Genomic DNA, 22,244 nt, shown 5'->3' with positions numbered 1-22,244 from the left:
ATTGAGAATATGTTCGGAAAACTCAAAGACTGGCGACGCATCCATACTCGCTACGACCGATGCGCGCACACCTTCTTCTCCGCCATCTGCATCGCTGCAACCGTCATCTTCTGGCTAAATCAATGAGTCCTGAGCTTAAATGATGGTGGCCGCAGCGAAATATCGGATGTCCTTTGGCGTGGGCGGGCTGATGCTCAATGAGAGCATCGTGATTGCTCAAGCTTATCAACCCGGTGAGAACTGGGCGTCTGCTCGTGAGCGTTTGCTGGCCCAGGGCGCGTCATCCTTACCCAAACTGGCCTCGCAAACCCGCGCGCTTCGTGAAGTGTACGACCGGATAGGCCATCTCTCCGATGCCGAACGTCATTACCTGTCGGTAGAGGCTGACCGCGCCGAGCAGCAGGCGATGATGTGGCTGGCGGTCTGCCGGACCTATCGTTTTGTCCACGAATTCGCAATCGAGGTGATCAGCGAACGCTACCAATCATGGCGGCTCGACCTGGGCCATGAGGTTTTTGACCGCTTTCTCGCGGAGAAGGCTGAAAGCGATCCCGGCCTCTCCGCTCTTTCAGCTTCAACCTGCGCGAAATTGCGTCAGGTCTTGTTTCGGATATTGCGTGAAGCTGGCTTGAGAAGTGTCGAGGGCAGAATTCAGCCGATCTGGTTGTCGGGGCGCATGAAGCGGCTGATTGAGGAGAGTAATCCGGCGGACTTGCGGGTCTTTCCCGGAAATGGGGGTAATGGTGGGCACGAAGACTGATCGGCGCGTCCGCGCCGAGCACCTATTCAGGGTAGTTTCCAGCGATCGGTTCTTGCAAAAGCAAGGGCTGGGAAACGAGGTTCCCTTTTTCATCTGCGCTTTTGATGCCGAAGATGGACTGAGCCTGGGCGAGGATCGTGAGGATCTGATCGCCCGGCTGAGCCACGCCGGTGTGCGCGTACTTGATATTGATCTCTATGACCTTTCGATCAGGATCCTCGAAGACCGGGGTATCTTCGAGCAGATCCTTGAGGTTGAAGCCGAAACGGAAAAGGCGGAGCTCAAGGAACTGTTGCAGGGGGTTCTGGACCCGCAGGCACACCTCATTCCAGAGATTGCGCGGCGCATCGAAGAAGTCCCGCACGACGTGATCTTCCTGTCAGGCGTAGGCGAGGTTTACCCCTACCTGCGGTCGCACAACGTACTCAACAACCTGCAAAGCACCGCGAAAGATCGCCCGACGGTTATGTTCTTTCCGGGAAAATACACACACGCGCTGGCGACAGGAGCATCGCTGGAATTGTTCGGCTTGCTCCATGACGACAAATACTACCGCGCGTTCAATATCATGAATTACGAGGTCTGACCGATGGCTACTTTTCTGCGTGATATCTTTGCCAAGCCGGTCGACCGTTCGATCGATGGGGTGATCAAGGCTGACGACAAGGCCAGCCTCCTGACCGAGCTTGATGAATATGTCATCACCAACGAGATCGGCGCCCGACTGGAGCAATTCCTCGACGCCTACAACAATTACGATACCGCGAACGGCGTGTGGATTTCGGGCTTCTTCGGATCAGGTAAGTCTCACCTGCTGAAGATGCTCGCTCTTCTGCTGGAGAATGACGAGGTCGAGGGGCAGCGCGCCATCGAGATATTTGAGCGCAAGCTCGCGGGCAACCCGATGCTGGCGGGGGCCTTGCGCAAGGCAGTGTCGATCCCGTCCCGGTCGGTCTTGTTCAATATAGACCAGAAGGCGGATGTGATCTCGAAGACGGATGTCGATGCGCTTCTCGCCGTCTTCCAGAAGGTCTTTGACGAGATGTGCGGCTATTATGGCAAGCTCCCGCATATCGCACAGTTCGAGCGTGATCTGGACAGCCGCGGCAAGCTCGATGCCTTCAAAGCGGCCTTTGCGCAGTCTTCCGGAAAGCCTTGGGAGCGCGGGCGCGAACAGGCTCTGATGGAAGGCAAGCACATTACCGCCGCCTTTGCCGAGGTCACGGGCGATGAGGTCAAGGATATTCTTGGCCAGTATCGTAAGGATACGAAGGTCTCGATCGAAGATTTTGCCAATATGGTGAAGTCGTGGATCGATGCGCAGGGGCCGAAGTTCCGGCTGAATTTCTTCGTCGATGAGGTGGGGCAGTATATCGCCGACAACGTCAAGCTCATGACGAACCTGCAAACTATTGCCGAAAGCCTGAACACGAAATGCAAGGGGCAGGCCTGGATTGTCGTCACCGCCCAGCAGGACATGGGTTCGGTCATCGGGGATCTGACGGCGCAGCAGGAGAATGACTTCTCGAAAATCCAGGCGCGCTTTGCCAACCGGATGCCGCTGAACTCTCAGGATGTGGCCGAAGTCATCCAGCGCCGTCTGCTGGCCAAGACCGAGGCTGGTCAGATCACCCTTGGCAATCTTTATGATGCTGAGGAAAACAACCTGCGCACTCTGTTCGATTTTGGAGATAATTCCTTCAAGTTCAGGAATTTCTCCGGAAAAGACCAGTTCGTCGCGAGCTACCCGTTCCCGAACTACCAGTATGACCTGTTCCAGCGCGCGATCATGGGCCTCTCGCAGCATAACGCGTTTGAGGGCAAACACAGCTCGGTCGGCGAACGCTCTATGTTGGGGGTTTTTCAGGAGGTGGCCAAAAAGCTGGCGGATACGCCGGTCGGGGGGCTGGCGACCTTTGACCTGATGTTTGAGGGGATTCGCACCGCCCTGAAATCATCGGTTCAGCAGTCAATCCAACTGGCCGAGAGAAACCTTGGTGATGATTTCGCTGTTCGGGTTCTGAAAGTGCTGTTCCTTGTGAAATACGTCAAGGAATTCAAACCGACTGCCCGCAACATATCGACCCTCCTTTTGTCCCGGTTCGAGGCGGATCAGACCGAGCAGCGCCGCAATATCGAGAAGGCTTTGTCGCTTCTGGAACGCCAGACGCTGATCCAGCGCAACGGCGAGGTCTATGAATTCCTCACCAATGAGGAAAAGGACGTCGAGGCTGAGATCAAGGCAATCGCCGTCGATCCCGCCGAGATAGAACGGCAGCTTGATGAACTGGTGTTCGGCGCGATCCTACGTCACGGCAAGATCAAGCATGCCGGCACGGGTGTCGATTACGCTTTCACCCGCAAACTCGACAACCACAGCCTGAACCGGGAGCACGAGCTGTCGGTGAACATCATCTCACCTTTCAGCGACGATTCTGATGCGCCGGACGTGGTTCGTTCGAACAGCATGGCAAGCGATGAGATGGTTGTCCTGCTTGGGCGGGATGTGCGTTTCACGCGCGATCTCGTCCTCTGGCTCCAGACTGTAAAATTTGCGCGTCAGGTCACCAGCGGCGACGCCCAGCCCGGCCGTGATCGTATCATCGCGGAAAAGCGTGATCAGAACACGCGCCGTGAAAAAGAGCTGGTGCAGCGTCTCCGCACTCTAATTGCGGATGCCCGCCTTTTCGTGCGGGGGGGCCGAGTTGGAAATCGGTGGCGAAGACCCGCAGGAACGGCTGGTCAAAGGTTTCCAGATCCTCGTCGACAAGGTCTACACCAGCCTGCCTGTTCTGCGTGGCGCTACCTATACCGAAGCTGATCTTGGGCGAGCCGGTCGTGTCGATGGCGGGCTTTTCGGCGGCGAAGGCAGCGGCCTGACCGAAGCTGAGCAGGATGTGCTAAATCACGCTCAGTCCCAGATGCGTCTGGGCACGCGGGTCTCGGTCAAGGCTTTGGTCGAGAAGTTCGGAGCAAAACCTTATGGCTGGCCCGCCATCGCGGTTCTCTGCCTGACCGCGAGCCTTGTCGCGCGGGGCAAGCTCGAGGCTCGGGTCGACAGCGCTCTCCTGGAGGGCGATGCGCTGATACAGGGGCTGCGCAACAGCCATGCCCTTGGCAATATTCTGCTTTCTCCGCAGATTGAGTTCACTGCCGCCCAGATCCGCAAATCGCGCGAACTGTTTCAGGAGCTGTTCGATCTTCCCGCGTCGGGGAATGACGCGCGCAGTCTGGGGGCGGAGTGGCAGACGCAACTGCGCAAGCTGCTTGGTGATGTCGAGCAGGAGAGTCGCGCCATTGCAGCCTATCCCTTTGCCGCCGCCCTCGATCCCTTGCGCACCATGCTGGATGGGATGCGCGACCAGTCGGCGACCTGGTTCATCACCGGCCCGATCGGGCAGGAAGACCAGCTTCTTGATGCAAAAGAGGATGTCTTCGACAAAGTCCGCAGCTTCATGCGCGGGCCGCAAAAAGTCATCTACGATGAGGTGCGTTCTTTCCTGACCAGGCAGGATCAGAACCTTGGCTATTCCGAAGGTGCTGCCGCCGACAAGCTGCGTCAGGTTCTTGAGGATCCGCAGTGCTACAAGGGCACCGCGATTCAGGAACTGAAGACGGATTTCTACGCCCTGAAGGAGCGTATCGAGCAAACCGTTCTGGCTGAGCGCAACGCTGTCATCACGGCGATTGACGAGGTTGCCGAAAAAGTCGTCCAGACTTCGGAGTTTGGCGCACTGCCGCCCGAGCAGCAGGTACGCATTCGCGAAGAGCTTGCTGCGCGGAAACCGGGCCTTGCCGCACAGGGCCTGATCCCGGCCTTGCGCAATCTGGCGACCGAGGTGCGTTCCAATCTTCTGGCAGACACGCTGACCCGCATTGCGGAGCTGACGCCTGCACCCGCACCGGTTCCCGCGCCACAGCCCGCACCTTCCGGTGGCATGGCTGAAGCTCCGGCTAAACCATATGTGCCACCGGCACCGGCCAAGCCCCAATATATCAAGGCGCAGTCGATCATCGTTTCGTTCGCGAAAACCTATCTCGAAGATGAGGACGATGTGACCCGCTACCTTGATGAGATGAAAAAGACCCTGCTGGCCGAGATCGGCGCGGGCAAGAAAGTGATTGTCTGATGGATACCAACGCCCTGAAGAAATTTGCGCAAAGCGCGCGCAACCTGCTGATCGATCAGGTCACTGCCCGGCTGGACATGGTGCTGGCCGATGGCGCGGCGGCGCGCCGCGAACACCCCAAGGCAATTGCTAAGCTGGAGGCCGCCGCCAACAGCAACCGCGCCCGTGTCATCGAGCAAGCAGCCTATACCTGGTTCAACCGCTTCACCGCGTTGCGCTTTATGGATGTCACGGGCCTGACCAACCCGCGCGTGGTCTCGCCCGCCGATGGTGCCACCCGGCCCGAGATATTGGCCGAGGCGATGGCGGGCAACCTGCCGGATCGCGCCCGGCCCGAGATCACCGAATATCTGAACGGCACACGCCCCGCCCATGATGGGCAGGCGGAGGCCTATCGGCTGCTGCTGATTCATGCCTGCAACGAATGGCACGGCGCGATGCCCTATATGTTTGAGCGCGCCGATATGCTCGACCGGGCCGAGGATTATACCGAACTGCTTATCCCCGACGATCTTCTGTCGCCGGACAGCATCCTTGCACGCCTGCGTGAGGTGATGACGGAAGAGGCATGTCAGGATGTCGAGATCATCGGCTGGCTCTACCAGTTCTATATCAGCGAGAAGAAGGATCAGGTCTTCGCGGGCCTGAAGAAGAACCAGAAGATCACGGCCGAGAACATCCCTGCCGCGACACAGCTGTTCACCCCGCACTGGATCGTCCGCTATCTGGTGGAAAACTCGCTGGGGCGGCTGTGGCTGCTGAATCGCCCGCAATCGAAGCTGGCGGCGAAGATGGACTATTACATCGCGCCGGAAGAGCCGGAGACGGATTTCCTGAAGATCGCGCGGGCCGAAGATATCCGCATCTGCGATCCGGCCTGCGGCTCGGGCCATATGCTGACCTATGCGTTTGACCTGCTCTATGAAATCTATGCCGAGGAAGGCCATGACGCGGCCGAGATTCCCGGTCTGATCCTGAAGCATAACCTGACCGGCATCGAGATTGACGACCGCGCCGGTGCCTTGGCGGCGTTCGCGCTGTCGATGAAGGCGGCGGCAAGGCTGGGGCGGCGGCGGTTCCTGCGGATGGAGGCGAAGCCCGACATCGTCGTGTTGCAGGATATGCGCTTCACGCCCGCCGAGATGCAGGACGTAGCCGCCGTGGTGGGCAAGGATCTGTTCACCGATGAACTGCGCGAGACGCTGGGGCAGTTTGAGCAGGCCAAGAACTTCGGCTCGCTGATCGTGCCGAAGCTGCGCGATCCGGCCGAGGCACTCCGGGTGGTTGAGGCACGGGATTTCGGTTCTGACCTGCTGCTGAAGGAGGTGCAGGAGCGCGTTATCGCCGTGCTGCGCATGGCTGAGGCGCTGTCGCCGAAATATCACGTGGTGGTCGCCAACCCGCCTTACATGGGTGGGAAAGGGATGAACGGGAAACTGGGTGACTTCCTCAGGGAGCACTTTTTTTCAGTAAAGTCCGACCTGTTTGGCGCATTTATGTTGCGCAATACAAATTTGGCTATACGAGGCGCACAGCTTGGATTCATGACGCCCTTCGTCTGGATGTTTATCGGAAACTTTCAGCACCTCAGAGAAACCATATTAACTGATTTTCACCTGAATTCTTTGGTTAGACCTGAATATCATGCGTTTTTTGAAAGCGCATACGTTCCTATCTGTGCCTTCTGCTTGTCTAAGAAAAGTTCAGGGGGGCGGCGTTCAGTGTTTATCGACCTCCAAAATTTCTATGGTGCGGACGTGCAAGCCCCCAAACTTTTGGAGGCTACTAAAAACCCTTCGGTTGAATGGCGCTTTGACTTCGAGCTGGAGCGTTTTAGGAGCATTCCAGGGGCGCCATTGAGCTTTGACCTTCCTGAGCCTCTCATTGACGCTTTTGCTAAGTTTCCAAGCACATCCTCGCATTGCAATGCGAAGAAGGGAACGACGACTGGCAACAACGACCTGTACCTTCGCTTCCATTGGGAATGCAGCCGCGGAACCATAGGATTTTCTGGCACCGATGATAGCAAGCGTTTCTTCCCACACGCAAAAGGGGGAGACGCACGGAAGTGGTTTGGAAACCTCGAATACCTGATGGGGTATGATCGAAATTTCCTACATCGCATGGGAAAAGAAAAAGGGTTCAGACACGATGGGAAAGACTTTTTCTTCCGCGAAGGCCTATCTTGGTCCGGTATATCCTCGGACGTCACCTCTTTCCGTTACTCGCCGGCAGGACTCACGTTCAACAATGCAGCGCCGACGGCATTTTTCGATGAGAGAGACGTCATGTTTGAGGTGCTACTGGCGGTTAACTCTAAGGTTGCACGCCCTATTATTCAAACGCTGAACCCCACACTGAACTTCAATCCGGGAGATTTTGGCAATATTCCAATTGCTCCCGCAAAACATGTTCACACAGACATTCCTACGCTTTGTAATAGGATGATTGACCTCGCGCGTGACGACTGGAACGCCTATGAAACCTCCTGGGATTTCACGAGGCTCCCGCTGCTCTCACTCGATCATCGTGGCGAGACGCTGGCGGACAGCTATGCCACCCTCCGCGCCCACTGGCAGGGCATGACGGATGAAATGCAACGGTTGGAGGAAGAGAATAACCGCATCTTCATCGACGCCTATGGCTTGGCTGACGAACTCACCCCCGAGGTGCCGATCGAGGACATCACCCTCACCTGCAACCCGGCCTATCGCTATGGCGTGAAGGGTTCGGAAGAGGACCGCGAGGCTCGGCTGCGCGAGGATACGGTATCCGAATTCCTCCACTATGCCGTGGGCTGCATGTTCGGGCGCTATAGTCTCGACGCGCCCGGCCTGATCCTTGCCAATCAGGGCGAAGGGATCGAGGAGTATCTAGCCCGCGTGCCAGAGCCGACGTTTGCCCCCGACCGCGACAATGTCATCCCGGTGCTGGATGCTGACTGGTTCGCCGATGACATCGTCACCCGCGCCCGCGATTTCCTGCGCGTCACCTTTGGCGAGGCAAAGTTCCGCGAAAACCTCGCCTTCATCGAAGCCGCCCTCGGCAAGGATCTGCGCAAGTGGTTCACCAGGGACTTCTTCGACTATCATGTGCGCCGCTACAAGAAGCGCCCGATCTATTGGATGTTCTCCAGCCCCAAGGGCAGCTTCAATGCGCTGATCTATATGCACCGCTACCGGTCCGACACCGTCTCGGTCGTGCTGAACCAATATGTGCGCGAATTCATCCATAAGTTGGAGGTGGAGCGCACCCGGCTGGAAAAGCTGGCCGTCGATCCTGCCGCCACGCCCGCCCAGCAAACAAAGGCGCAGAAGGAAACAGCCACGGTCATCAAGCAGATCGCTGAGCTGACCGAATGGGAGCGCGAAGTCGTCTATCCGATGGCGCAGCAGAAGATCGCCATCGATCTGGATGACGGGGTGAAGCGCAACTATCCGCTGTTCGCCGGTGCGCTGAAGCCGATCAAGGGGCTGGAGGCTGCGGATGACTGACCGCATCACCGCCGGCCTGATGCGCCTTTATGAGGATCAGGGGCACCGCATCGTCTTCTGGTATGACGCTGCCCGCGACCTGCGCGGGGCTTTCGATGCGGTTAACCTGCCCGGCGTGACCAAGGTGGAGATCGCCAACAACGAATTCGGCCTGAAATACCGCATGCTGCGGCAGGAGCCGAAGGCGCGGTTCCTGCTCTATAAGGACGGCCCCGAGCCACCGATGCCTGAGAACTGGCTGCTGGATGTGCAACTTGCCAGCGCCGTGTTCCGCGCCGATCAGGCGGCGATCTGGGTGGCTGATCTTGGCATTCCGACGAAATACGAAGCCGCCGTCCGCGACCACGCCGAATTTTACCGTTCCGGCAAGCGGCTGGAAGCGCTTCGCGCGATCGAGCGCGAGCGGCCATCTCAAAGCGCCAACGATGTCCGCCGCAAGATGCTGGCGGTCTGCGCTGGTGCGGATGGCGATCTCGATACGGTGATCGAGGCATTGTTGGCCGAACTGGCGGAAGACCGTGATGACGCGCTGAAGCTGGTGGATCGGGTCGGGTTAGCGGAGTTCTTCTGGAAAGAGGTCGCGGCGCGTTATGGCTATGCGGTGGATGCGCCGGATTTTCAGGATTTCGCCATCACTCTGTTCTCCAGCGCCTGGGCGCGGGCCATGGGAGAGGCTGCCGCCCTGAATACGGATGCCGCGCTGATGTTCCGCCGCTGGAGCGCCTCGCGCCGGTGGGGTGAGGCGTTCGAGAAGCTGTCGGGCGATTATCAGGAGGTGCTGAAGATCAGGGACAATCTCGCCTCCCGCGATTTCCGCACCCTGATGCCGCATGATCACTTCGAGGAAGTGGACCGGAGGATCGTTGTCGCCATCGTTGAGGGGCTGGCCCGGCAGAGCCTGCCCGCGACAGATGTGCTGAAATGGGTGCGCGATCGCCGCCAGAGCCATTGGTATAGCCGTTACGCGGATGTCTATCAGGCCATTGGCTATGCGACCGAGTTTCAGCAGGCGCTGGCCGAGGCTGATCTGACGATGACCAGCCTGTCCGATGGTGTGAAGCGCTATTCCGCAAGCTGGTTCCGACTGGACCAGCTTTATCGCAAGTTCATCTATCATATGCAGAAGAGTGGACAGTCAGGGCTGCTATCCGCGCTCTATGAGGCGGTTGAGAACCGCTACACCACGAATTTCGTGCTGAAACTGAACGATGCCTGGCAGGATCAGGTGGCCCGCCTGACGGACTGGGCGGTTCCGGGCTTTCCGCGTCAGGTGGATTTCTACCGGGAACAGGCCGCTGAATACCGGCGCAAGGATCAAAAGGTCGTTGTCATCATCTCGGATGCGCTGCGCTATGAGGTGGCCGAAGAGGCGCTGCGGGAGATCCGCAAGCTCAATCGGTTCGATGCCGAGTTGAAACCAATGATCGGGGTTTTGCCGAGCTATACCCAGCTTGGCATGGCGGCGCTCTTGCCGCACCGGCAACTGGCGATCCGCGACGACAATGATCTGGTACTGCTGGACGGTGAAAGCACCATGGGGGCCGCCGCTCGTGAAAAGGCGCTTGCTGCGGGCCGGGCTGGAGACCGGGTAAAGGTTCTTGCGGCGAAGGATTTCATGAATCTGGGATCATCGGAGGGCAAAGACCTCTTCCGGGATCATGACGTCCTCTATCTGTATCACAACCAGATCGATGCGATTGGCGATAAGCTCACTACCGAGGAAAATGTCCCCGCTGCGGCAGAGGATGCCATCGAGGATTTGGTGAAGCTGGTGCGGAAGCTGACCTCGGCCAACTTCTCGAACATCCTGATCACCGCCGATCACGGCTTCCTGTGGCAGCACAAGGCACTGGAAGAGAGCGGCTTCGCGCTGAGCGAGCCGGAAGGCGAGATCGTTACACGAAACCGGCGCTTCGTGATCGGCCGGGGCCTCAACAGCAGTGGCGGCATGAAGAAGTTCACGGCCGCGCAGCTTGGCCTGGAAGGTGATCAGGACATACTGATCCCGAACTCGATCAACCGCCTGCGTGTGAAGGGATCGGGCAGCCGCTTTGTCCATGGCGGGGCGAGCCTGCAGGAGATCGTCCTACCGGTCCTGCGTGTCGGCAAGCAGCGTAAGGAGGATGTCGGACAGGTTTCGGTGCAGATCATTCCGCCACCCCGTGCTCAGATCACCACGGGCCAGATCCAGGTCACCTTCTATCAGGCGGAGCCAGTGACCGACAAGCAGCAGCCCCGGCAGGTGCATGCAGCCATCTTTGCTGACGATGGAACACTCATCTCTGACGAAGCCGAGTTGGAATTCGATTTCACGTCTGAGAACCCGCGTGAGCGCGAGCTGTCGCGGAGCTTCCTGCTGTCCAAGGCGGCAGACGCCTATAACAATCAGACAGTCTTCCTGAAGCTGCGTACGCGCATCGGCAAGACCAGCCATTTCGAAGATCACGCTTCGCAGCCGCTGCTGCTGAAGCGCGGGATCAGTACAGATTTCGATTTCTGAGGTGCCGATGTCGACCCTTGATGACAAGATCAATGAGCATTTTGCCGGTTTCGTGGTCCGTAAGGACCTGGTGAAGGCCGTGAAGGGGAACGCCATTGTCCCCACTTATGTGCTCGAATACCTTCTCGGCCAATATTGCGCGACCGATGACGAAGCATCGATTGCGACAGGCATTGAAACGGTCAAGGACATCCTGCGCAAGCACTACGTCCATCGTTCCGAAGCGGGGTTGGTACAATCAACGATCAAGGAGCGTGGCCGCTACAAGGTCATCGATCAGGTTAGCGTGGCGCTGAATGAAAAGACCGATGCCTATGAGGCGGTCTTTGAAAACCTCGGTATCAAGCGGGTTGCCATCGACAGCGCCACGGTCAAGGCGCACCCGAAACTGCTGGTTACCGGTATTTGGTGCATCGCCGATGTGCAGTACGAATTCTCGGAAGACAGCCGGATCTCTCCCTGGATCATCGACACGCTGAAACCGATCCAGATCGCCCGTGTGGACTATGACGGCTATCGCGAGACGCGGGATAAGTTCACCACCGAAGAATGGATCGATCTGCTGATGCAGAGCATCGGCTTTGATCCGTCACTGTTCGGGCGCAGGTCAAAACTTTTGCAACTGTTGCGCCTGGTCCCATTTGTTGAGCGCAACTACAACCTCATCGAGCTTGGTCCCAAGGGCACGGGCAAATCTCATATCTATTCCGAGTTTTCACCACATGGTCAGCTGATCTCGGGCGGCGAAATCACGGTTCCCAAGCTTTTCGTGAACAATTCCAATGGCCGGATCGGATTGGTCGGCTTTTGGGATGTCGTGGCCTTTGACGAATTTGCTGGCCGCGAGAAGACGGCCAACAAGGCGCTTGTCGATATCATGAAGAACTACATGGCAAACAAGCAGTTCTCTCGTGGTGTAAACCCGATGGGCGCCGAGGCCAGCTTCGCCTTCGTCGGCAACACGGACCATAACGTGCCTTGGATGCTGAAAAATACCGACCTGTTCGAAGCTCTGCCGCCGCAGTTCCACGACAGCGCCTTTATTGATCGATTGCATGCCTATCTGCCCGGATGGGAGGTCGACATCATCCGCGGTGAGATGTTCACATCTGGCTATGGGTTCATTGTTGACTATCTCGCCGAAATCCTGCGCCATCTGCGTGCGGAGGACTTCTCGCACCGGCCAGACCGCTATTTCACCATTCCGGTTCAGACCCATATCCGGGACCGTGCGGCGATCAACAAGACCATGTCAGGCCTGCTGAAGCTGATCTTCCCGAATGGAGGCGAGACGGAAGCTGAGGTCGAAGAGCTGCTGCGATTTGCGATTGAATGCCGCAAGCGGGTGAAGGATCAGCTTCTTCGGATCGACAGCACCTTTGAGGCAGCAGATTTCCATTACATCGCCTCGGATGGGGCAAAGCGCGCCATCACCACGTTGGAGGAAGAAGAGTTTCCCCAGTTCTACCATCGCCGATCGGCCGGCGATGGGGGGGACGGTGGAGCGGAACATGAGACCGTACCGATTGCGGCAGCGCCGGCTGTAGTGGCTTCGTCTTCTGCCGCACCTGTTGTGTCAGCTGCCCCTGCGTTTGTCCCGAAGCCTGGCCACGTCGTTTTCACAGAGAACCGCAAGGGCATCAGCTTCGACAAGATATTTGGTCCCTGGACGGATGGTGCGACGCGGATCATCATCACCGATCCTTATATTCGGAAGTTCCATCAGGCGCGCAACGTCATGGAATTGATTGAGATGCTGATCCGGCGTAAGCAGCCCGAGGATCAGATCGCTGTGCATCTTGTCACGGCTCCGGACGATGGGAACATTCAGGAGCAGCGAGAGTGCCTCGACGGGATTGCTGAAGCCTGCACAGGCACGGGCGTCGATTTCACATGGGCCTTTGATGGGAGCGGAACGCTCCATGCACGGGACATCACGACGGATACCGGCTGGAAGATGGTTCTGGATCGCGGGTTGGATATTTTCCAGCCAACGCCTCGCAAGATGAACGGCTTCTCGCTCGGAGAACGAATGCAGGAGCATCGGATGCTCAAGGGTTTCTACGTGACCTATGTCAAAGATGAATAAAATTGTAGTCTACAGCATCGCTGACGTCGCGTCTTTGTCCAACCATGATGGGTCAATTTGCGTGAACAGTGGCCGCTCGAGATAGAAGTGAGGTTTAGCATCGGGTTTCAAGGAGAGCCCAAGCAAAGGGGGTAGATGTGAGGGCTTGTCGGATAACGATAAATAACTTCAGGGGCGTTAAATCCGCGACTTTGCTGCTGCCGCAGCATGGTGTGCTTATCGGTGACAATAACACCGGCAAGACGACCATACTCGAAGCGCTTGATCTGGTCCTTGGGCCTGACCGGCTCAATCGTCAGCCGCCTATCGATGAACACGATTTCTTCCGGGGACGTATCTTCTCGCGCCTGCTGCGCCAGCGGCCGAAGCGGATATTGACGGCGGCGATGGGGAGCTTCCGGCACCGGAAACCGACGTCGAACCACCGAGGATCGAGATCGAGGTGACCGTTGCCGACCTGACCGACGAGCAAAAAGGGAAATTCGGAGACTACACCGAATTTTGGGACGGAGCGACCGACACCTTCTACGACGAGCCGAATCCGGCCGGTGTGGATGCCGCCACCATCACCGAAGCACTGCGTGTCACGTTCCTCGGCTGGTACGATGCCGAGGAGGACGATTTCGAGGGGAAGACCTATTTCACCCGCAGCCTGACCGAGAGCGACCGACCCGAGCCGTTCTCCAGGAAACACAAGCAGGTGTGCGGCTTCCTCTACCTGCGCTCCCTTCGCACAGGTTCACGCGCACTGAGCCTGGAGAGAGGCAGTCTGCTCGACATCATCCTGCGCCTCAAGGAAGTCAGACCACAGATGTGGGAGGCCACCCTCGGCACCCTGGCGGGCATCTCGGTCGCGAGCGATCCGAAGCTGGGCATCTCGCCCGTGCTCGAGAGCATCAACACGGCGCTGAAGAAGTACGTGCCAAAAGAGTGGGGCGTGGAGCCCCATCTCAAGGTCTCTAATCTCACCCGCGAGCATCTGCGCAAGGTGATCACGGCCTTCATCGCTACGGGTGACGGAGACCATGCGGCGCCGTTCTATCGACAAGGCACGGGCACCATCAACATGCTCGTCCTGGCAATGCTCTCCCAGATTGCCCAAGACAAACAGAATGTCATCTTCGCCATGGAGGAGCCAGAGACTGCAATCCCGCCCTACGCGCAGAAGCGTATCGTTCACGAGGTGCGGAAGCTTGCGTCACAGACGCTCTTCACGTCTCACTCCCCCTATGTTTTGGAGGAGTTTGCGGTCGAGGAGACTGTGGTGCTCGGGCGCGATGGAGAAGGGGTACTGGGACAAAAGGCAATTATCCTCCCGGATAATGTGAAGCTGAAACGCTATCGGCAGCAGTTTCGTACGCGCTTCTGCGAAGGATTGCTTGCCCGTCGTGTTCTTGTGGCGGAAGGCGCCACAGAAACCTCGGCCTTCCCCGTCGCGTGCCGCCGCCTGGCGGAGCTCAAACCCGATTCCTACGCATCCCTTGAGGCGCTCGGCGTCTGCATTGTTGATGCCGGCGGTGAAACCGACATCCCGGGCATGGCCAAGCTCTACCGAGACCTCGGAAAACGGGCTTTCGCGATCTGCGACAAGCAGAGCGACGCCAACAAGGACCTCATTGAGGCGCAGGTCGATCTGCTCTTGATGCACGACGAAAAAGGCTTTGAGGCCATGGTGCTGAAAGGCACCACGGAGGCCGTCTTGAAGCGGTTCACCAAGCTGATCGACTGGCCCCAAGACTTGGCTCAGAAATATCCCGATCCGGAGGCGCAGGCCGCTGCCGCCCTGACGGACTATTTCGCCAAGTCGAAGGGGAGCTGGGGCATTGCCGATTTTCTCGCGCAATGCAGCGAGGCTGAGATTCCCCAATGGCTCCGGCATGCGGCGGTCAAGTTGAAGGATGCTTGTCTTCCTGCGCCTGCGGGCGGTGACCAACCTGCCGCACCCGTCGCTGCGGAGGAGCACCTGGAAGCGGTCGTACATGGAACTGACTAAGGGCCAACAGGATATCATGGAGTCGGGCGGTCATCTCCTGGTCACAGGCGGGCCGGGCTCCGGCAAGACCACCATCTCCATCCTCAAGGCGGCGCAGATTGCCGAGTGGGACCTTCGCCCCGGTCAGAAGGTCCTGTTCCTCAGCTTTGCCCGCGCCACGGTTTCCCGCGTGGTCGAGGCGATCGAGTACGAGCAGCAGATCCCGCCCGCTCAGAAGCGCCTCATCGACGTGGAAACCTACCATTCCTTTTTCTGGCGCATCCTTAAGGCGCACGGCTATCTCATCGGGCTGCCGCGGCGACTCTTCATTCTCACGCCGCCCGGTGAGGCTATCGCGCTCTCGGCCGCCCGATCAGGCTTCCCCGTCCGGAATCTAACGGACGCGCAGAAAGCAGCAAAAAAGACCGCGGAAGAGACGGAACGCGCCCGCCTTGCAACGGAAGATGGCCGCGTGTGCTTTGATCTTTATGCCCCCTATGTGGGCGACCTTCTCCATGGCAGCGCGCGTATCCGACGCCTTATCGCCAGCATGTACCCTGTCATCATCCTCGATGAGTTCCAGGACACCAACGAGGCGCAGTGGCGTGTTGTCCAGGCGCTGGGCGAAGTCTGCCGCCTGATCGCCTTGGCGGATCCGGAGCAACGCATTTACGACTGGATCGGCGCCGATCCTGCCCGACTCGACCATTTCCGGGAAGCCTTCAAGCCGACAGAAGTGGATCTGAGCACAGACAATCACCGTAGCGCCGGAACCGAGATCGCTCTGTTCGGCAATGACGTGCTCACCGGGAAATTCCGGCAGGATTCCTATAAGGGCATCAAGTTAGATGTCTTCGACCCGTTTCCCGATCCGGCGAAGACCAAGCTCGTGACGACGGTTTACAAGGCGCGGAAGCGTCTCGTGGATGCGGGCGTCGTCAATTGGTCACTGGCCGTTCTGGTGCCGACAAAAAGGATGACGCGCCTGGTATCCGATGCCTTCCGCCAGCCTCCTGCCGGCATGGCCGAGGTGCCCCACTCGGCAGTCATCGAACTGGAAGCCGCCATTCTCGGCGCGGAAATCATCGCTCTTCTCATGCAGCCAGGCGTCGACCAGCATTTCGGCCAGTTCATCGACCTGATGTGCAACTACTTTCAGGGCAAGGGCGGCGATGGGCCGACACAGGAGGCGCTCAAGGAAGCCGCGAACATCCGCAAGGCCTACGACGAGTGGCTGACCTGTCAGACGGCAGGCAAGGCGATCCGCAAAAACAGCATCCTCGTCAACATGATTGCCGTCTACGAGCAGGCCCGTGCCGTTATGTTGACGGGTGATCCCGACGAGGATTGGCGCGCTGTGCGTCGTGTTCTGGAGGATGGGGGCTGCGCGCGCCTGAAGAAGATTGGGCAAGAGGTGCGCAATCTCCGCATTCTGGAACGCGGCACCCAGCTTCGTCAGGAGCTGTCCCAGGATTGGCGTGACAGTGGCGGCTATCGCAATGCCCTAGCTATTACGCGGCAGGCTTTCATTCAGGAGCACTTCTCGACGAACGCGAAGCCCGAATCCGGGGTCGTCGTGATGAATATGCACAAGGCGAAGGGAAAGCAGTTTGATGAGGTCATCATCTTTGAACACTGGCCGATCAAGCGAAAGGGGCAGCCGCCCTACAATGGCGACAGGATCGTGCGCTTCAACTCCAAGGAGCAGATCGATGATCAGGCGCGGCAGAATTTCCGTGTCAGCGTGACCAGAGGCAAGCGGCAGACGACCATTTTGACCCCAAAAAGCGATCCCTGCGTTCTTCTTCTGGGAGACAATAGTTAGATGGCACTCTATCGCATGCCTGAATCCAGAAGCGCAAGTTATGCTCAGTCTTATATAGTGGCCCAAACTAACGCGGACCCGGGATAACTACTCAATGGCGTTCTGAAGAAACTGCTCAAGAGATGCCTTTCTCGCAAATCTGTCAAAGGCATAGGCAGTTTGTTTGAATTCCTTGCCGTCCAGTAGGCCTTGAATATACCCCGAGACAGTGTCGGCCGCCATGACGAGTGTGTTGTCCAGCGTATGGACATATCTACTGGTCACCAAACTGTTGGCATGGCCAAGGAGTGCTGCAATTGTGATCTCACTGAGGCCAAGATCATTGGCAATGCTCGCAAAACTGTGCCGAAGGACATGGGCTGTGATCGTCTCAAGTGCAGTCCCGGCGAAGATCTTCTTCCACTTGTTGGGAAAGGCGCTATACGCCTTGCCACCCCGCGATCCAGGAAACACGTAATCTCCCGCAGCAACTTCGCGCTGCATCTCCAGGAACTCGACCACCGGAAGGTCAATCGGGCGGATCGACGCGCCTTCCTTTGAATCCGACAGTCGTAGGCAACTGTTCGAGAGGTCCACGTCGCTCCACCGCAGACCAATGATTTCGCTGCGCCGACAGCCGGTCAGAGCAATCTGACGCGCTATGTCGGCCATCATAGCAAGATCGGGGTCTGTTGCCGCACGCTTCAGCGCCTCACCCATATCCCGATATTCAGCGGTGCATAGGCGCCGGTTTCGAACCTGATCCTTTGGTTTCTTGATGCCATGGGCAACATTTCGATCCACGATCCCGGCGTCATTCGCATAGGTAAGAATCCCGCCAAGTAAGCCGACAGTACGACTTGCTGCCCCTGGTCCGCCGCGAAGAATGGATTTTCCGCGAAGGTTCTTGGTCTTCCTGACCGCGCGCGTTTTCCCGATCAGAATGTCGTTCATCATCTTCGTCACGTCCGCCTTACTCAGATCGCGCACGCGCTTTTTCCCAAGGATCGGGATGATGTGGCCATTGATTCTGCCGATATCGGTAGTGATTGTTGCTGGCTTCTTGGGCCGACCGCGTTTACCCTGGATAAGACCCGCATGGAGATCGCCGATATAGCGTTCGCAAAGCTCCTTGATCGTCATGGCATTTCGGTCCTCCAGCTTTTCTTCAGCCGGATCGTCGCCTTGAGCCACGCGCCCGAGTTGTGCCTTCGCCTCGCGTCGTGCAGTCTCGGGCGTCCAGATACCGTGAAGGCCGATAGTGAAGCGCCGGGAAGATCCGTTGCTTTGATATTGGATCACATAGCTGCGCTTGCCCGACGCGAAGACTCTCAACCCGAAACCGGGTAGATCATCGTCCCAGATGACGTAGTCGTTGGGCTTGGTTATGGCGCTCTCAACAAGCCGTTTCGATATCTTTGGCATGGAATTTATCCTTTCCAGTCGGGCTCTCGCGTAAGCACCACGTAAGCACTTGGGGGAAAACCACAGCGTAAAGCCGGTTATGTTTTTCCGTCGTGATGCGCTGGAAAGTAAAGTTATTTCAGTGTTTTATCGCACTGTAGCGTAGTCCATCGCACATTTCGGATAGACTGCTAATAATTGCTCCGAAGGCAGAGGTCACAGGTTCGAATCCTGTCGGGTGCGCCAATTTTCATAAAAAATCAAATGGTTATAGTGATGTCGCTTTTTATCGGCTACATTAAATAATTCTCTTGCTGCGGGCATTAAAAGTATTGCTCGTATTTAAGCATGATGCCGGATAAATCATTCTCCTTTCAGATATTGATATAAAAACTATGCTCGCATGAGGCACTGCAAATTTCCGGTGGTTCATTTCACTATTATCAGGGTAAGCAATGAAGCAATCTGATTATCCGGCTCATCAGTGACAATGTTTTAACCGGAAATAATTTTCAGGACATCAAACTTACCGGAGAATAAGGTTTTATTCTCCGGCAATCTTTGCCAGCTGCGTCATGATAACAGCAGAGCCTGTCAGGCGTTTTTCTGGCGTTGGGTAATCGCGGATAAAGACAATACTCTGATCCGGCCGGATTTTTGCCAAGGATCCCTGCGCCGCAATCATCTGCACCAGACCAGCCGGATTTGGGAAGGTTTTCTCACGGAACTGAATAACAATGCCCTTCGGCCCTGCATCCAACTTCTCCACATTGGCCTTGCGGCACAGCGCCTTGATAAACACGATTTTGAGCAGATGCTGCACTTCTTCCGGCAACGGACCAAAACGGTCGATCAGTTCTGCACCAAAACCATCAATTTCTTCCGGCGTATCCAGATCAGCCAGACGGCGATAAAGCCCGAGCCGCAATTGCAGATCCGGCACATAGGTTTCCGGTATCATCACTGCCGTGCCAATCGCAATCTGCGGTGACCAATGACTATCTGCGACCGGTCCTTCAGATTTCAGCTCGGCAACCGCCTCTTCCAGCATTTGCTGATAAAGTTCAAAACCAACTTCCTTAATATGACCGGATTGTTCATCACCAAGAAGATTACCCGCCCCGCGAATATCCATATCGTGGCTGGCAAGCTGAAAGCCGGCGCCAAGCGTATCCAGCGATTGCAGCACTTTAAGACGGCGCTCAGCGGTCTGGGTTAAAATCTTGCCTGCAGGCAGTGTAAACAGCGCAAAAGCCCGCTGTTTTGAACGCCCGACACGGCCGCGCAACTGATAGAGCTGCGCAAGGCCAAACATATCCGCACGATGCACAATCATAGTATTGGCGGTTGGAATATCCAGCCCAGATTCCACAATTGTAGTGGAGAGCAGCACATCATACTGGCCTTCATAAAAGGCATTCATAATATCTTCCAGCTCGCCTGCCGGCATCTGGCCATAGGCCACTGCAACTTTCAGCTCCGGTACATGGCTGTCAAGAAACTCCTTAATCTCGGCAAGATCGGAAATACGCGGGCAGACATAAAAACTCTGTCCGCCACGATAACGCTCGCGCATCAGGGTTTCACGGATGACCAGTGCATCAAAAGGCGAAATAAAGGTACGCACCGCCATGCGGTCAACCGGCGGCGTGGTAATCAGCGACAATTCACGCACACCTGTAAGCGCCAATTGCAAGGTACGCGGGATCGGCGTTGCTGTCAGTGTCAGCACATGGATATCGGATTTCAGCTCTTTCAGGCGTTCTTTATGTTTCACGCCAAAATGCTGCTCCTCGTCAATAATCAGCAGGCCGAGATTTTTGAATTTGATACTATTGCCAAGCAATGCGTGGGTGCCGACGACAATATCCACCTTGCCTTCCGCCACATCTTTTTTGGTTTGCGCCAGTTCTTTTGCACCGACAAGCCGTGAAGCATGGGCCACATTAACCGGCAAACCATTAAAACGCGTGGAAAAGGTTTTAAAATGCTGACGTGACAGCAGCGTGGTTGGCACCACAACAGCCACCTGATAGCCGTTCAGTGCAGCCACAAAAGCCGCACGCAATGCCACTTCGGTTTTGCCAAAGCCAACATCACCGCAAACCAGACGATCCATCGGCTTGCCATCACTTAAATCATCAAAAATCGCATCAATTGCGCGTTGCTGATCTTCCGTTTCATCATAGGGAAAACGCGCTGCAAATTCCGCATAGATACCATCCGGCGGATTGAGCACCGGTGCGCCGCGCATGGCGCGCTCCGCCGCAATGCGGATCAGCTGACCGGCCATCTCCAGAAGCTGTTTTTTAAGCTTTGCCTTGCGCGCCTGCCATGCGCCGCCGCCAAGTTTATCCAGCACGGCTGCTGAACCTTCAGAACCATAGCGCGACAAAAGCTCAATATTTTCAACAGGCAAGAACAGACGATCATCACCGGCATAATGCAGCTCAAGGCAATCATGCGGCGCGCCGGCAGCGGTAATGGTGCGCAGCCCCACAAATTTGCCAATACCGTGATCGACATGCACAACAATATCGCCTGCCGTCAGGCTGCCGGCCTCAGAGATAAAATCCGCATCACGTTTGCGTTTCTTGCTGCGGCGAATCAGGCGGTCGCCGAGAATATCCTGCTCAGCCACCACAACCAGATCACCGGCATCAAAGCCGCTTTCAACAGCCAGAACAGCCGCCGTGATCTTGTCGCGCGATAAGGCCTTAACTGTGCGGAGATCCTTGACCGTTTCAATTTTTTCAAGGCCATGTTCATCCAGCACCTGCAACAGGCGGTCAAGCGAGCCTTCTGTCCAGGCGGCAAGCATGATCTTTTTGCCGCTGGCGCGCAGCTCAGCAATATATCTGGTTACCGCCTCAAACAAATTAACATCTTTGGCGGCGCGCTCCTCGGTAAAATTGCGCCCTTTATGCGATGCGGCATGGATAATATGCCGGTCACTGGTTTCCGGCGCCTCAAAAGGTGTGAGATCATAGCGTTTGCCATTGGCACTGGCCGCCTTTTCCACCAAACGCAGCGACATATAAAGCTGGCTTGGTGCAACCGGCTTATAAGGAATGGTATCGGCCGCTTCTTTGCCTTCTGCCTGTTGCTGGCGGGCGTTATAATGATCAAGCACCAGCTTATGACGCTCGGCAATAGCCTCCGGCACCAGATGATCAAACACAACCGGCATTGGCCCCGTATGGTCAAACAGGGTTTCCAGCTCATCATAAAATAACGGCAGCCAATGCTCCATACCGGCAAAACGACGGCCTTCGGAAATTGCTGTATAAAGCGCATCATCGCGGGAAGGCGCACCAAAGGCAGCAATATAATTTTTACGAAAACGGCTGATCATCTCCGCTGTCAGCGTAATTTCGCTCATGGGCTGAAGCGTAAATTCCTTACGCGCCTCGGTTGTGCGTTGCGAGGCCGGATCAAAGGCGCGGATACTCTCCAGCGTATCGCCAAAAAAATCCAGACGAAGCGGCTCATCAGCCCCTGGCGCAAACAGATCAAGAATACCGCCGCGCACAGCAAATTCACCAATATCGCGCACTGTTGGCACACGTTCAAAACCGTTGCGCTCAAGCCGTTGTGCCAGTTCATCCATATTGACACGATTGCCCGGACGCGCAGAAAAAGTCTGCTCAGCCAGAACAGAGCGCGGCGGCAATTTCTGCAATACCGCATTGGCGGTGGCAATAATCAGCGCCGGATGTTTCTGTTCACGCAAGGCGCTGAGGCGGCTCAACGCATTCAGCCGTCTGGCAGAAACAGCTGCACCGGGAGAGACACGATCATAAGGCAGGCAATCCCATGCGGGGATATGCAAAACCGGCAGTTCCGGCATGATAAAACCAATCACCTGCTCAATATCGGCCACGCGCTGGCCGTCACGCGCGATGAATAATATCGGCCCCTTATCGCCCGCTTCTTCCAGAATTTTGGCCAGCACAAAAGCTTCATAACCATCGGCCACACCGTCAATCAGGACATGATCGACGAGAACCGGTTTCAGACCAAGTTTGGAAAATACGGGCATTGCGGGACTCTGCTAATATGTTCAGGCTTTTGGCTCAGCGCCTCTTATG

At 56.8% G+C, this 22,244-nt stretch carries 13 protein-coding genes and 1 tRNA gene; 12 read left to right on the top strand and 2 right to left on the bottom strand.

The genetic code is table 11. The annotated features are described in order from the left end of the window. From ACSTTO_RS09090 to ACSTTO_RS09040, 11 genes are all read left to right on the top strand, one after another. The coding region (locus ACSTTO_RS09090; protein ID WP_439271086.1) for a transposase at positions 1-126 on the top strand (126 nt) is incomplete at its 5' end. A 13-nt stretch (positions 127-139) separates the two neighbouring features. Beyond that, on the top strand, positions 140-760 hold the full coding sequence (locus ACSTTO_RS09085; protein WP_439272829.1) for a DUF1819 family protein: 621 nt from the start codon (positions 140-142) through the stop codon (positions 758-760). After that, on the top strand, positions 741-1,346 hold the full coding sequence (locus ACSTTO_RS09080; protein ID WP_439272828.1) for a DUF1788 domain-containing protein: 606 nt from the start codon (positions 741-743) through the stop codon (positions 1,344-1,346). The genes ACSTTO_RS09085 and ACSTTO_RS09080 overlap by 20 nt, the downstream gene beginning before the upstream one ends. A gap of 3 nt (positions 1,347-1,349) precedes the next feature. After that, on the top strand, positions 1,350-3,581 hold the full coding sequence (gene brxC, locus ACSTTO_RS09075) for a BREX system P-loop protein BrxC (protein ID WP_439272827.1): 2,232 nt from the start codon (positions 1,350-1,352) through the stop codon (positions 3,579-3,581). Beyond that, positions 3,466-4,890 (top strand): hypothetical protein, encoded by a 1,425-nt coding sequence (locus ACSTTO_RS09070; protein ID WP_439272826.1) that lies wholly within the window; start codon positions 3,466-3,468, stop codon positions 4,888-4,890. The genes brxC and ACSTTO_RS09070 overlap by 116 nt, the downstream gene beginning before the upstream one ends. Then, on the top strand, positions 4,890-8,384 hold the full coding sequence (gene pglX, locus ACSTTO_RS09065) for a BREX-1 system adenine-specific DNA-methyltransferase PglX (RefSeq protein WP_439272825.1): 3,495 nt from the start codon (positions 4,890-4,892) through the stop codon (positions 8,382-8,384). The genes ACSTTO_RS09070 and pglX overlap by 1 nt, the downstream gene beginning before the upstream one ends. After that, entirely contained in the window at positions 8,377-10,884 is a 2,508-nt protein-coding gene (gene pglZ / locus ACSTTO_RS09060; protein WP_439272824.1) for a BREX-1 system phosphatase PglZ type A, read from the top strand. The genes pglX and pglZ overlap by 8 nt, the downstream gene beginning before the upstream one ends. 7 nt (positions 10,885-10,891) lie before the next feature. Then, positions 10,892-12,973, top strand: coding sequence for a BREX system Lon protease-like protein BrxL (gene brxL, locus ACSTTO_RS09055; RefSeq protein ID WP_439272822.1), 2,082 nt, complete (start codon positions 10,892-10,894; stop codon positions 12,971-12,973). A gap of 137 nt (positions 12,974-13,110) precedes the next feature. Further along, positions 13,111-13,419, top strand: coding sequence for an AAA family ATPase (locus ACSTTO_RS09050; RefSeq protein ID WP_439272821.1), 309 nt, complete (start codon positions 13,111-13,113; stop codon positions 13,417-13,419). Then, positions 13,416-14,966: an ATP-dependent nuclease gene (locus ACSTTO_RS09045; protein ID WP_439272820.1), complete on the top strand. Its 1,551-nt coding sequence runs from the start codon at positions 13,416-13,418 to the stop codon at positions 14,964-14,966. Before ACSTTO_RS09050 ends, ACSTTO_RS09045 begins: the two co-directional genes overlap by 4 nt. After that, positions 14,953-16,770, top strand: coding sequence for a UvrD-helicase domain-containing protein (locus ACSTTO_RS09040; RefSeq protein ID WP_439272818.1), 1,818 nt, complete (start codon positions 14,953-14,955; stop codon positions 16,768-16,770). Before ACSTTO_RS09045 ends, ACSTTO_RS09040 begins: the two co-directional genes overlap by 14 nt. An 87-nt stretch (positions 16,771-16,857) precedes the next feature. On the opposite strand, the gene ACSTTO_RS09035 is transcribed toward ACSTTO_RS09040, so the two are convergent. Beyond that, on the bottom strand, positions 16,858-18,174 hold the full coding sequence (locus ACSTTO_RS09035; protein WP_439272817.1) for a tyrosine-type recombinase/integrase: 1,317 nt from the start codon (positions 18,172-18,174) through the stop codon (positions 16,858-16,860). Positions 18,175-18,305: 131 nt separating this feature from the next. Here ACSTTO_RS09035 and ACSTTO_RS09030 point away from each other — a divergent pair. Continuing rightward, positions 18,306-18,399: transfer RNA gene (locus tag ACSTTO_RS09030), tRNA-OTHER, on the top strand. A gap of 298 nt (positions 18,400-18,697) precedes the next feature. Here ACSTTO_RS09030 and mfd read toward each other — a convergent pair. Then, positions 18,698-22,195 (bottom strand): transcription-repair coupling factor, encoded by a 3,498-nt coding sequence (gene mfd, locus ACSTTO_RS09025; protein ID WP_439272816.1) that lies wholly within the window; start codon positions 22,193-22,195, stop codon positions 18,698-18,700. Positions 22,196-22,244: the final 49 nt, after the last annotated feature.

The organism is Pseudochrobactrum albidum (assembly GCF_051851455.1).
Lineage (GTDB): Bacteria > Pseudomonadota > Alphaproteobacteria > Rhizobiales > Rhizobiaceae > Pseudochrobactrum.
The sequence above is the reverse complement of the archived record's forward strand: the minus strand, read 5'-3'. Positions and strand labels throughout refer to the sequence as shown.

Coding starts and splice junctions, on each gene's coding strand:
- pglZ (WP_439272824.1), top strand. CDS start 8,377: ATGACTGACCGCATCACCGCCGGCCTGATGCGCCTTTATGAGGATCAG.
- ACSTTO_RS09080 (WP_439272828.1), top strand. CDS start 741: ATGGTGGGCACGAAGACTGATCGGCGCGTCCGCGCCGAGCACCTATTC.
- ACSTTO_RS09040 (WP_439272818.1), top strand. CDS start 14,953: ATGGAACTGACTAAGGGCCAACAGGATATCATGGAGTCGGGCGGTCAT.
- ACSTTO_RS09085 (WP_439272829.1), top strand. CDS start 140: ATGATGGTGGCCGCAGCGAAATATCGGATGTCCTTTGGCGTGGGCGGG.
- mfd (WP_439272816.1), bottom strand. CDS start 22,195: ATGCCCGTATTTTCCAAACTTGGTCTGAAACCGGTTCTCGTCGATCAT.
- pglX (WP_439272825.1), top strand. CDS start 4,890: ATGGATACCAACGCCCTGAAGAAATTTGCGCAAAGCGCGCGCAACCTG.
- ACSTTO_RS09035 (WP_439272817.1), bottom strand. CDS start 18,174: ATGCCAAAGATATCGAAACGGCTTGTTGAGAGCGCCATAACCAAGCCC.
- brxC (WP_439272827.1), top strand. CDS start 1,350: ATGGCTACTTTTCTGCGTGATATCTTTGCCAAGCCGGTCGACCGTTCG.
- brxL (WP_439272822.1), top strand. CDS start 10,892: ATGTCGACCCTTGATGACAAGATCAATGAGCATTTTGCCGGTTTCGTG.